The sequence below is a fragment of the Marinomonas sp. TW1 genome (genome assembly GCF_001625355.1).
Classification (GTDB): domain Bacteria; phylum Pseudomonadota; class Gammaproteobacteria; order Pseudomonadales; family Marinomonadaceae; genus Marinomonas.
The window spans coordinates 1-12,328 of record NZ_JSEE01000005.1 but is presented as its reverse complement, the minus strand read 5'-3'; the positions used below and the strand labels follow the sequence as shown (position 1 = coordinate 12,328).

General features: G+C 43.7%; 11 protein-coding genes. 5 read left to right on the top strand and 6 right to left on the bottom strand.

What is annotated here, in order from left to right; genetic code table 11:
• Nucleotides 1–13: 13 nt before the first annotated feature.
• The gene (locus OA79_RS05430) at nt 14–1,228 is read right to left on the bottom strand and encodes a multidrug effflux MFS transporter (RefSeq protein ID WP_063332212.1); all 1,215 of its coding nucleotides are present in this window, start codon (nt 1,226–1,228) and stop codon (nt 14–16) included.
• Nucleotides 1,229–1,458: 230 nt separating this feature from the next.
• On the opposite strand from OA79_RS05430, the gene OA79_RS05425 reads away from it, so the two are divergent.
• The gene (locus OA79_RS05425) at nt 1,459–1,908 is read left to right on the top strand and encodes a PA2169 family four-helix-bundle protein (protein ID WP_063332211.1); all 450 of its coding nucleotides are present in this window, start codon (nt 1,459–1,461) and stop codon (nt 1,906–1,908) included.
• A 77-nt stretch (nt 1,909–1,985) separates the two neighbouring features.
• On the opposite strand, the gene OA79_RS05420 is transcribed toward OA79_RS05425, so the two are convergent.
• A complete protein-coding gene (locus OA79_RS05420) occupies nt 1,986–3,626 on the bottom strand; it encodes a diacylglycerol kinase family protein (RefSeq protein ID WP_197465362.1) in 1,641 nt (546 codons plus the stop codon).
• Between the two features lie 91 nt (nt 3,627–3,717).
• Nucleotides 3,718–4,608: an AraC family transcriptional regulator gene (locus tag OA79_RS05415; RefSeq protein WP_063332209.1), complete on the bottom strand. Its 891-nt coding sequence runs from the start codon at nt 4,606–4,608 to the stop codon at nt 3,718–3,720.
• Nucleotides 4,609–4,792: 184 nt separating this feature from the next.
• Between OA79_RS05415 and OA79_RS05410 the strand changes: the two genes are divergently transcribed.
• Nucleotides 4,793–5,953: an iron-containing alcohol dehydrogenase gene (locus OA79_RS05410; RefSeq protein ID WP_063332208.1), complete on the top strand. Its 1,161-nt coding sequence runs from the start codon at nt 4,793–4,795 to the stop codon at nt 5,951–5,953.
• A 90-nt stretch (nt 5,954–6,043) separates the two neighbouring features.
• Here the strand turns inward: OA79_RS05410 and mtgA are convergent, their stop codons facing one another.
• Together mtgA and OA79_RS18035 are read right to left on the bottom strand one after the other, a co-directional pair.
• Nucleotides 6,044–6,793 (bottom strand): monofunctional biosynthetic peptidoglycan transglycosylase, encoded by a 750-nt coding sequence (gene mtgA, locus OA79_RS05405; protein ID WP_231908808.1) that lies wholly within the window; start codon nt 6,791–6,793, stop codon nt 6,044–6,046.
• Nucleotides 6,794–6,836: 43 nt separating this feature from the next.
• A complete protein-coding gene (locus tag OA79_RS18035; protein ID WP_082825389.1) occupies nt 6,837–6,998 on the bottom strand; it encodes a DUF2256 domain-containing protein in 162 nt (53 codons plus the stop codon).
• A gap of 550 nt (nt 6,999–7,548) precedes the next feature.
• Between OA79_RS18035 and OA79_RS05400 the strand changes: the two genes are divergently transcribed.
• The 3 genes from OA79_RS05400 (at nt 7,549) to OA79_RS05390 (ending at nt 11,985) form a co-directional block, all read left to right on the top strand.
• Complete coding sequence (locus OA79_RS05400) at nt 7,549–9,075, top strand: histidine-type phosphatase (RefSeq protein WP_063332207.1); 1,527 nt, start codon at nt 7,549–7,551, stop codon at nt 9,073–9,075.
• A gap of 116 nt (nt 9,076–9,191) precedes the next feature.
• Nucleotides 9,192–10,121 (top strand): porin, encoded by a 930-nt coding sequence (locus OA79_RS05395; RefSeq protein ID WP_063332206.1) that lies wholly within the window; start codon nt 9,192–9,194, stop codon nt 10,119–10,121.
• 142 nt (nt 10,122–10,263) lie between these two features.
• Entirely contained in the window at nt 10,264–11,985 is a 1,722-nt protein-coding gene (locus OA79_RS05390) for a diguanylate cyclase domain-containing protein (protein ID WP_063332205.1), read from the top strand.
• A 247-nt stretch (nt 11,986–12,232) separates the two neighbouring features.
• Here the strand turns inward: OA79_RS05390 and OA79_RS18595 are convergent, their stop codons facing one another.
• The gene (locus tag OA79_RS18595) at nt 12,233–12,319 is read right to left on the bottom strand and encodes a hypothetical protein (RefSeq protein ID WP_442919194.1); all 87 of its coding nucleotides are present in this window, start codon (nt 12,317–12,319) and stop codon (nt 12,233–12,235) included.
• Nucleotides 12,320–12,328 lie beyond the last annotated feature (9 nt).

Here is a 12,328-nt window from a genome sequence, read left to right as displayed (position 1 = left end):
CTTTATAACAAATTTATGCCTTAGCGAAAGGTGTTTTTTTCGACAAGGTGAAGGTCACGAATAATAGGGCAATCAGCGAGCAGCTAGTCATACCCAGCACCATAGGCAAAGGTTCTTTGTTCATAAATGGGCTTAAAATAGCAATAAAAATAGGCCCAATGGCGATTTGCATTGTGCCTAATAAAGCCGATGCGGTGCCGGCAATGCGACCGTGATTTTCCATAGCAAGAATTGACGTAGTTGGAATCACTAAGCCGACGCCAGCACTGGCGATCAAATAGCACCCCATAAACAGATACAAAGAATCGAAGCCAATAAGATACAGACTACTCATACAGCACATGGCAATCGCGCCAATCCACTTGCCGGCACGAATCACATTTTCAATGCCGTAAAGTGAGCAAAGGCGGCTATTAAACTGAGCGGCGAAGAAGAAACACATGGCGTTTAATCCGAAGGCTAAACCATATTGAGTCTCGTTGAGGCCATAATGTTCGATCAGCACAAAAGGCGAATTGGCCAAATAAATGAAGAAATTGGCTAACGCAAAGCTGCCGGCAAACACAAGGCCCATGTAGTGATTGTCTTTTAAAAGCGTCACATAAGCTTTTAAACTGCTGCCTTGTGAGCGAGTGTGTTGACGCTCTTCTAGAGACTGACTTTCGCGTAAACCAAACTGAATCAATAACAGACCCAGGCCGGCACAAATGGCCACCAGAACAAAAATACCACGCCAATCCGTGAAGGTAAGAATGGTACTACCAACCAGAGGGGCGAGAATCGGAGAAATTCCGAATACCAGCATTAGCAAAGACATCAACTTGGTTGCCATCACCCCAGTATACATATCACGAACAATGGCGCGGGCAATCACGACGCCAGCAGCAGCACCTATGCCTTGCAAGAAACGATAGATAATTAACTCATCCAACGAAGAAGCAAAAATACAGCCAAGTGTGGCGAGAAAGAAAATTCCCATACCAATAAACAAAGGAGGTTTACGGCCAAATTTATCGGACAACGGGCCATAGAAAAGCTGAGAGATACTCTGTGCAATGAGAAAAACCGTCAAACTGAATTGCACCTCAGCCACCCCCACGGTGAAAAACTGACTGATTTGCGGCAAGGCTGGTAGGTACATATCAATGGCAAAGGGGCCAATCGCTGACAACAAGCCTAAAATGATGGCAATTTTATAAAATCCTACTTGGCGATCTGAGCTAGACATTTTCGTTCCCATGAAAATTGAAAGGTCGCCATTGTACTCTGCTTTAAGCAGGAATAAATAATCGGCGACGCTTTTCTAAAAGCGAATAATAAGTTTAAAGAGTATTGAGGTTTTTTGCAGTAATGATGCAACCTCAGTGCAACCTACTTTGTGCGGTTGTTTTTCTATTCGTCATCCTCAAACATAGAAAGCGTTAGAGATTGAATCCGAAACGCAAACAGGAGGAAAACATGCAAACCCAAACGACACAGAGCAAACACATTGCCGATATTATTCAAGTCATGCAGGGTGGTATTGAGTTCTACCAAGAAGCGAAAGACAAACTCCAAGGCGCGCGTTATCAAGCCTTTTTTAATCGTATGATAGATGCCAAGCGTGAAGCCGTAGATGACCTTCAGCCCTTTGCTATTGCTGAACAAGGCCATGCAGAATTGGATGCCGATAATCTGGTCAAAGCCCGCCAAACTTACACTAAGCTGATGGCGAAATTATCGGACAATAAAGCCTTTACTTATGTTGATCAGTTGGAAGAAGTGGAAGATAAGGTGTTGGATGAAGTTGATACGGCCTTAGAAAAACCACAACCACAAAACTGTGAAGTGACTCTGCAAAGAGTCAAAGTACGTATGAAAGAGTGCCATGATGAAATGAAAGCCTTGCAAACCGCAGAGCAGCATTAATTCATTCGCTCAATATCACAAAAAAAAGCCTGCCCTTCGAGTCACGATGGGCAGGTTTTTTTGTTGGCTATCAGGCTTTATTTTAATGCGGCTTCTGGTACGACCACGCTCAAAGATTGTGGCTGTACGGTCACTTCTAAGCGATCGGCTTCACGGGTTTCACCGTCGATGACGTAATGACCTATTTGGCTAATATCGACCCGGACTCTTCGTGCATTACGGTGAAACACACCAGAGTCTTTTTGTTGATTATTCTCGTCTGTTTCATTATTGCTTAATCCCAACATGGCCAGCTCCGCAAGGTTGAGAATTTGCATGCGTTCTGGGTCTAACCAAGTTAAATCGAGCTCTCCATCTTCAATATCTGGTACGCCTTTGCCTTGTGCTAACAGCGTAGTAACAGGCGATGCATTGGCGATGGTCAAACTGGGCGTCTCTATCTCAAAGGGGTCATCGTCATCGAGTGTGATCTTAAAAGTATGCACATCGTTTTGACTGATGGCTTCCCATAAACCCTGTAAATACGCCATTTGTCCACTGCTGTTCTTTTTCTCTCGGTCGGCTTTTTCTATCATTTGTTGTTCAAAGCCGACACCAGCCAACAGCAACATCAATTCATCGTTGCAGGTCGCCGTATCAATGCGTTGTTCACAGCCATCAATGATGTTCAAGCAAACGGTTTCTATTGAGGCCATTTTTGACAGGGTTCCGCATAACGCATGGCTAAGGGCATTGGCAGTACCGAATGGGATGATGCCCAGTTTTACTTTTGTGCCAACCAAGGCGGTGGCGACTTCCGTTACTGTGCCATCCCCCCCACAAGCGATGACCAAATCTGGCGAAGCTTTGAGTGCCTGTTTTGCCAGTGTGGTGCCATTCTCCTCAGGTGTGGTGGTTTTCACTGTTAGATTGTAATAGCCAGATAAGCGTTTCAGTATGGTGTCCTTTTCCTCTTCCCACTGGCGTTTTCCGGCGACCGGATTGGCAATAATCCAAGCACTGTTATGGACCACTAGGTGCTTATTTTCAAAGGCTTGGTTAAGGTGCTTAAACTGTTTGTTGTTGAGTCTAACCGTGGAGCGAATTTCACGAATCTTGTTCATGATTTCTTTCGGCTTAGCATCTGGGTATTGGCTTAATAGGTAAGCCGCCACCATAAAAACGGAACGACCACGACCAAGGGCACAATGTACAACGACCGAGCGGCCGTTTTTTTTATGTGTGTGTATCCAGTTTAACGCTCGTTGTATTTGTGTGTCTGTTGGAACGGAATGATCCAGAATGGGAATGTTCAAGTAATCGATGTTTGCCTGCAAAGCCATCCAATTTAGCGAACTGAATTCTGCCGTCACGTCTAACACGCCGCTGATGTTTTCACTTTTTATGGCATGAATGTCAGAAGGAAAGAGGCGCCTTGCGAGATAAATACCATCGTCTATTTTTTGCAGAGCGGGTACTGGGTCATTGCTACGAGCCCAACTATTATAGAGCTGAGTGCTCCATAAAAAGGGCATGAACACCCAGCGTATATAAACGGGCACCGTGCCGTCAGAACGTTTACGAAAGATGGTCGGCTTGTTCAGTAAATAGGCTAAGCTGACAGTGAAAAACGACAAGGCAAACCAGGCCCAAGCCAGTTTGAAATAGATATGACTAGTGAAAACGGCCAACAAAACAAAAGCGGCAGTCGCCAATAAAAAATAGTTTGGTTTAAACAATTCTGCTCTCCTAGCAAACATCCCGTGATTAAAGAGTAGCTTAAAAAATAGTCAGCGAAAAGGGACAAATTATGTCCGTTTAATCAATCAGTTATTCGTGTACTTGATTTGGATAATACTGGGTTTGTGACGGCGGAAAGCCATAAAAACGCTTATATTCACGACTGAATTGAGAAAAGCTACTGTAGCCAACTTGAAAGCTGGTTTCGGTGGCGCTCAGGCCTTGCTTTAACAAGAGTTGAGCTTTTTGTAACTTGCTTGATTTGATGTACTGCATTGGTGGCACATGCATGACTTGTTTAAAGGCATTAAAAAAGCGTGTCTTACTCATGTTCGCGATTTCTGCCAGCTCTTGGACTTGAATCATGCGGTTAGGGTTGTCATGAATGTAGGTAATCGCTCTGGATATGGGTTGAATACCGCCGTACTGGTTTAACAAATGACGTAAGGCATCACCATACTGACTGGTCAAAATACGATAATAGATTTCGTCTACCACGGCTTCACCTAAAATTTTGGCGTCTAATGGGTGATAACTGATGTCGATTAATTTGTTGAATAAAGCCAGCAGCCGATCATCGGCTTTACCGACCATCAAGGAGGATAACCCTTCTTTAGAGTACGCTTTAGTATGTTTCTCACAGCGCTCAATGCGCAACACCATATCAGCCAAACTCACGAGATTGATTTCCAATAAACCCGATAGCATCGGCGTTTTGTCGTCCGCTTGGAGGATTTCACTGGTGACCGGAGTAGGTAAAAAGTTAATGAAAAAGTCGCCTGTTTCGTATGTGTAAGCATGATCGCCCACATGGCAACGCTTTACTCCCTGTCCCATTAAGCAAATGAAAGGTTGGTAAAAAGCATGATTTTTTGTTTGCTGTTGAGACGCACGAAAGACACCGAAGTTTGACATCAAGGATGGTGTAAAACCGTCTTGGATGGCATGTTGTGTTAAAGCCTGCTGAAATTGAGAGAGCATATTGGACACCGCTTTTGCCTGAAGTTTTTGTCTAATTAAGAATGATAATAGTAAACGTTTAGGATGCCTACTAAAATTATAATTTGAACGAATAGGCATGTAATAAGCCCAAATAGGCCTTAAATAAAAACATAATCAGAACTATAGTGCATCTATTGTTGTTTCCAATATTACGAGGGTAACTATGAACAATTTTGATTACTATAATCCAACACACATCGTTTTTGGCCAAGATCGTTTAGCAGAACTGGATAAACTGATTCCTAGCAACGCAAAAGTAATGATTACTTTTGGTGGCCAGAGTGCGAAAAAATACGGCACGATCGACAAAGTGCGTGCGGCCTTGCAGGCTCGTGACATTGTTGAATTTGGTGGCATAGAGCCAAACCCACAATTTGATACCCTAGTAAAAGCCGTTGAGGTAGTGAAAGCAGAACAGGTTGATTTCTTGTTGGCTGTGGGTGGCGGTTCCGTCATGGACGGCACAAAATTTATTGCCTTAGCCGCGGAATCGGCCAGCGAAGAGTATCAACACATTCTCTTTAATGGTTTTTCTCCTGTGCCTGCAGAGAAGGCGCTACCGTTAGGTTGCGTAGCAACGTTGCCTGCGACAGGCTCAGAAATGAACATGGGTGGCGTGATTACCTATCAAGCGCAAAAATACCCATTTATGTCACCGTTGGTGTTTCCTAAGTTCTCTGTATTGGAACCAGATTTGACTAAAACCTTACCGAAGGAACAAATCGCCAATGGTGTTGCCGATGCCTTCGTACACGTTGTAGAGCAGTATCTAACGCAGCCTGTCAAAGCGAAAGTTCAAGACAGAATGGCGGAAGGCATTCTTAAAACCTTGATTGAAGATGGCCCAGTGACCCTGGCTGATAACGATGATATGGATGCGCGTAAAAACTTCATTTGGTCCGCGACCAATGCGCTAAATGGCATCATAGGTGTGGGGGTTCCACAAGATTGGTCAACTCACATGATTGGTCATGAGATGACAGCGCAATACGGTATTGCTCATGGACGAACTTTGGCCATTATTTTGCCTAACCTATTGCGTGAACGTAAGACACATAAGCACGCTAAATTACTGCAGTTTGCTGAGCGGGTTTGGGATCTAACAGACGGGTCTGATGAGGCGAAAATTGATCTTGCGATTGATAAAACCGAAGCTTTCTTCAACGCTCTTGATATTGAAACTAACCTGACGCATTACGGTATTGATGATGCCGGTATCGACAGCATCGTTAAGAGCATGGAGAAAATGGGTTTAACGGCCTTGTCGGAAACGGGTGATTTAACATTGGACGTTGTGCGTAAGATTCTAGTAGCGACGAAGTAAGTTTTAGTCACAGCTCGTTTGAATTTAAAAGCGACACTCGGTATGACTGAGTGTCGCTTTTTTTGTTCTTGGTGGTTTATTTATGACGCCTTAGTGTTGCAGAATAGTGGCCAAATAGTGGCTGCCCAGTTGGCGCATTTGCAGTTCAACCCAGACGGCGCGTTTGCGTAAGTAGCGAGTAAGATTGACCGGATCACGCGTACGAGGGCTAGGCAACAGCACAGCTAAACGAGCAGCTTGATCTTTTGTTAAGCGCTCAGCCGATCGGCCAAAATAATGTTGGCTGGCGGCTTCAATTCCATAAATGCCTTTACCAAACTCGGCAATATTCAAATAGACTTCAAGAATACGTTTCTTGCCCCAAAGTGCTTCTAAGCCAAGCGCTAATCCTGCCTCCAAACTTTTACGCAGAAAGCTTTGCCCTGGCCATAGAAAGATATTTTTAGCGGTTTGTTGGGTAATCGTACTGGCGCCTCGTAAACCCTCGCCATCAAAATATTGGTCTAGCGCTTTACGAATGGCCGCGAAGTCCACGCCATAATGTTCGGGAAAACGTTGGTCTTCAGAGGCCACCATGGCCAATGCCACATGATTAGGCAACTTATCAATACTGATCCATTCTTGCTTTACTGGGTAATCACTTTGCAGCATAAAAGCCGTTGTTGGCAAAGGAATGAAACGGAAAAGAAAGATCACCAAGATAAACAATAACGAGGCTCGCCAGAAAATCGACCAGAGTTTGTTCACCCAACGACGCCATCGTTTATGAGATTGTGTGCGTTTACTTTTTTTCGGCATTAACCCATTGTCCAACGGCTCAGTACTTCGACTGCTGTACATAAAGTAAACCACAAGCGCATGATGGAGTCATCTTAGTAGGCAATTAGTTATTCGTATTTAAGGCCGGTTTCGCGCCTTGTTTCTTACAGCGAACGGAGCAGTATTTGACGTTTTGCCAATCCCGCTCCCATTTTTTACGCCAAGTGAAAGGGCGCTGACAAGCGAGACAGATTTTTTCTGGTAAATGGGGTTTCTTGTGGGCCATGCTGACTTATACGAACGAGGGGGATTACAAGATCATATCAATGCACTGTATATGGCAAGTAAACACGATGTGAAGGCTGACTTACCGGCTGATATGACTTAATGCATTTCGATCATGCTCCGTTTGATGCTATCCGCTAAAAATCCAGACTTTCACTGAAACGAATACCAAGCATGGCTGAGTCGTTAGCTCGCCATTTATCAGAAATGAGAGTGCTTTATGTTGAACTGAATACCAGCGCCCTTTTTAACAGGGGTATTAAGTATTTGATCGCCGTTTAGTGATGTTTTTTATACCTTCAATGTCCACTGATAGGCGCATTTTCCTGGCATTTTAAGCACTTAATGGGCCTTGTTTCTGTTGCCTTCAACGTTCCCAGTTTAGGCAAAGCAACCATCAAAAATACAACAAATGAACGTTAGGTTAATTTTTTGCACCTATGTGCAAAATTCATTTTTATGCCATCAGATTGTCACATTTAGTGGTTACTGTTCCGCTTGTTTTATGAAATCGCATCACACCTGTTTCACTTTCATTTTTAGGAAGAGTCATGAATCGTTATTCTCTCATCACTTCAGCAACGATCGCCTTGTTGAGTGCGTCTAGTAGCTTTGCTCAGTCTGTTGAATATCAATACAGCAGCAAGGCAACGTACGTGCCTAAACAAGATTTAAGCCGCTACGAAGCCGCACCTGACGGCTATAATATTGCTTATACGCAACTGGTTGAACGCCATGGGGCACGCGCGTTATCAAGCCCCAAATACGACGTACTGACAAAACAAGTATGGGCACTGGCGAAACAACGCGGCCAATTAACGGAGCTGGGGGAAAAGCTTGGGCCGATCACCGATCAAGTCACCGCAGCAAACCAAACCCTGGGCTATGGTTTACTCACAAAAATTGGTGAAGAAGAGCCTTCGGGTATTGCCACACGCATGGCTGAGCGTTTGTCACCGCTCATGCAGAATGCATCCCAACAGCCTGTCTGTATTCAAGTGCAAACGTCGGGTAAAGCGCGAGCCAATCAAACGGCCCATTTCTTCATGCAGTCGCTTGCAAAAGACGTTAACTACGTAAGCGATGATGCGGCGCAGTGTTATCAAGCCCAAACACAAGCCAATAAAATTGATAAGAAGATGGTCAATAAATACGAGCTCTACTTCCATAAAACCAACCCAGCGAAAAACGCCAACTACCAAGAGTACAAGGACAACTACAAAGCCTATAAGACGTTTAAAAAATCAGACAAGCTAGACGCCGCCTTGGATGAGCTCGCAAGACTGCCGCAAACCAAATTATTGGCGCGTGAAATGCTAGAACGCATTTATACCAAAGAGTTTGTCGATTTCCTTGAACACCAAGTTTCTGATGACAAAAATTGCGATGTCGCGGCCGGAAATTGCTTTAAAACCAATACTCGTAAACCAGATGAAACAGAAGACGATTGGAAGTACGTGCAAAACGAAGTCGATGCGGCATCCAAACTTTATAATATGTTTATTATCGCGCCTGGGATGTTGCGTGAGGCCCAAGCGCAAGGTGGAGAATGGGATCTGAAACAATTTATCACGCCAGAAGAATCCGCTTGGTTCGCTTACCAGTCTGATGCGGAAGACTTCTATGAAAAAGGGCCAAGCTTTGCGGATGGTCATGGTGTGACTTACAACATTGCGAAGCCCTTGCTAAAAGACATGTTCAATGAAATGGACGCCGTTGCGAACGACCGTCAAACGGTTAAGCATGTCGCCAAACTTCGTTTTGCTCACGCCGAGCAAATTATGCCATTGGCGGCGCTTCTGCATGTCGAAGGCAGCCAAACATCCGCGACCACCGACGAGCTTTATAGCCAAGAAAATAACGCGTGGCGTGGCGGCTGGGTAACGCCTTACTCTGCGAACATCCAATGGGATCTGTTTAAAAGCAACAAACCCAATAGTGCCACCTTGGTGAAGATGCTCTACAACGAAAAAGAAATCGGCTTTAAAGACGATTGCGACGTCTTTCCAGGCACTCAGTATTTCTACAGTTTAAGTGAACTAGAGCGCTGTTACCGGGATGAACTAAGCCCTCACTAGCGGTACATCACCGCTTTCAGGACTGAATGAACTCTTTATTAAATCATAAACACTTTTAGATAAGGTGGGGCGGCTGTTGTCTAGTGGCACAGACAAACCTCACCGAGGAACTTAAAATGAAAAAGACAATTCTAGCAACGGCAATGCTTTCTACTCTTATGACCACTTCCGCTATGGCCGCCACCATGGTTGATCATGATGGCTTTAAATATCAATTGAATGGAGACATCCAAATTCAATTGCAAAAAGACAATGGTGAAAATAAAAACCTTTACGTGAACTTTGATTCTTTGAAATTTGATAACAAAGTCTCTTATCAACTAAGCAAGGATCTGAGTGCGTTTGGTCGAATCAAATTCGACTTTGACGACGCGGCAAATGATGACGATGATCAAAACAGTGCCGCACTCAAAGACGCTTATGCCGGTTTTGCTTACCGTGATACTGCGCTGTCGATTGGTAAGCAAGATTACGCTACAGATGGATTTGGCATCGCAGAGGACTATGAAATGGACTCGGACGATGTGGCCTTTGATGAAACGGATGGCGACGACGTGATCTTACTGGACTTTGATCTAGACAAAGTGAATCTTGTGCTCTCGACAGAATTACGAGCAGAAGGCGAAGACAGCGAAGACGAGCAATCATTTGATGCGTTTGCATCGTTTAACGTTTCAGACTTGGAACTTGCCGTCGCTTACCAAAATCGCGAAGTGGCAATTCATGGTGAGAAGATGGACTCGTATGGGGTGAGTGCCAAATACGATGCTGGTTTTGCGACCTTCGCAGCAGACTACTCGGAAGCGGAAGACACGTTAAAAGTCTATAACCTAGTCACCATGTTTGACGTCGCCGACTCGACCACCCTGGTGCTTGGTTATGTGAATAATAAACCAGAATCGGATGAAGAGACTCGCGAATGGTACACCAACGTGACGTATGCGTTTCCTGAATTTAAAGACGTAAAAGTCTTTGCTGAGCTTTCTAATACCGACAAAGAAGGCGCGGAAATGGCCTACGTTGCAGGCACAGAAATCGAATTTTAACCTCGGACACATGCCCTACTTTTCGGTAGGGCATGAAATTGGGGGCAGATGAAAATAGAACGTATGTTGGAGCGTTCACAATATCGTCTCGCAAGGGGCATTATTGTTGTCCTTTATAATTGTTGGCATGTAATATATTCACATGACCAAATTTTCACTCAGATCTGTTCTTATTCTTCCTTATGTGGCACTTGTCATTTGTTTGGCTCTGGCGATCGGCCTACTTTCTTATAACGCTGGTAGCCATGCTGTTCAGACGGTGTCTGATAATTTATTAAAAGAAACGGTAAGTCGTTTAAGCCAAGCCATAGATCGGCATGTGGTGGGGTCGGTTGCGGTTCTTGAAACGGCTTTTCCGGCCGGTATTGCTGTTCAAAAGGATATCAGAAAGGATTTTGAAAACATTCGTACCCGTTTGTGGACCGCTTCTTCCTTATATTTAGATCCAAATAACTATGTGTACTATGGGAATAGAGCAGGTCAAGCAATAGGCTTGTATCGAGATTCCATTGACTCCGGAGAGTTAAGGGTTAAGTTCGTTCCAGAAGAGCTGAGAAACTTTTACGCCATTGATGGTATCAATAGCGAGCCGCTGTTTTCGTCTGTAGAGGACAAAATTTTTGACCCTAGAGTAAGGCCATGGTTTCAGGCTGGTTGGAGTAATGTTAATGACATTTGGACGTCTGTTTACATCGATTTTAGAACCAATAATTTGGTGGCGACGAGAGCACGACGTATTGAAGACGAAAATGAAGCGTTTGAAGGGGTCGTTGCAACGGATATTTCTCTGGAGTCACTGAACGATTTTATTGCTAGTTTAAACATTTCCGAAAATGCGATTGCTTTCATTGTAGAGTCTAACGGTATGCTGATTGCGTCATCCCATAGCCCTAATATTAAACGGGATGACAATGGACGCAACGTTAGAGTGGCCGCTGGTGATAGTGGCAATGCGCTGCTCACGAACATATATTTAAAACTGTCGCCTTTAATTTCTGGTGAAATGGAAAACCTTAAACCGGAGACCTTCAGCTTAACCGATGAACAGGGTAGAGAGCTTTACGTTGGCTATAATAAATTCGAAGATGAGGCCGGACTAAAATGGATAAACGTCGTGGCTATTCCGAGTGAAGATTTTATGGGTGGCATTAAGAACAATGTCACTCAGACGTTATTTCTAAGTATTCTCGCTACGGCGGTTGTGTCGATTATCGGACTTGTTATTTTGCATTGGGTAACCAAGGATTTGAAGCTGTTATCGCAAGCCGTAAACAGAGTCGGAAGTGGTTATCTTGAAGAACCTATACATATCCAAAGAAAAGATGAGATTGGCGCTCTAGCGAAGAATTTTTCGGCCATGCAAAACCGATTACAGACAGATTACCTTACTGGTATACCGAATCGCTATGCTTTCCAGCAACATGTAAAAGCAGCAATTGAAAAATGCGTCATCGCTGATTCAATTACGCCTTTTGTGGTGTTGTTTTTCGACCTTAATGACTTCAAAAAAATAAATGATGAGTTTGGTCATGATATTGGTGATCAAACGTTGAAGGAATTTGCTCTAAGGCTAAAAGCTCAGACTCCTCAGAATGGCTTAGCAGCACGATTTGCTGGGGATGAATTCGTTATTATGCTTAATAACGTACAGAGTAAAGAGGATATAGATTCGATACTCTTAAACATTAAAGAAGCCTTGTCAGATCCTTTTATCTTTAACTCAATAGCAATTAATTTGAATACGGCCATTGGCGTGGCTCATTATCCAGAAGACGGTAAAAATGTTGAGGAGCTTCTCATTGTAGCGGATAAGAAAATGTATACTAATAAGGCTGATATTAAGGAACACGACAATATTCTCTAATGTTCATGAGGGCATTTTGATTTCAAGGAAGATTCATTTTACTGGCTATATGAAGATTCTTTATCACGAACTGTTTGTTATCGGTTGCAATACGCTGGCTATATAGAAGGGCTTAACATATGACTCATTACTGGATTGTCTATATGTTCTCACGCTACCAATGATTCGCCAGTGACATCATTGTTGATGGTTTGACTAAACATTGTTTAGTCACCCTGAGGTTGCCACAATAAAACGGATAAAATAATTAAGAGGCATACTGAGCCTCATAATCAACTGGCGCTACGTAATCTAAAAATGCATGACGCCGCTTTCGGTTATAAAATACTTCAATGTATTCAAA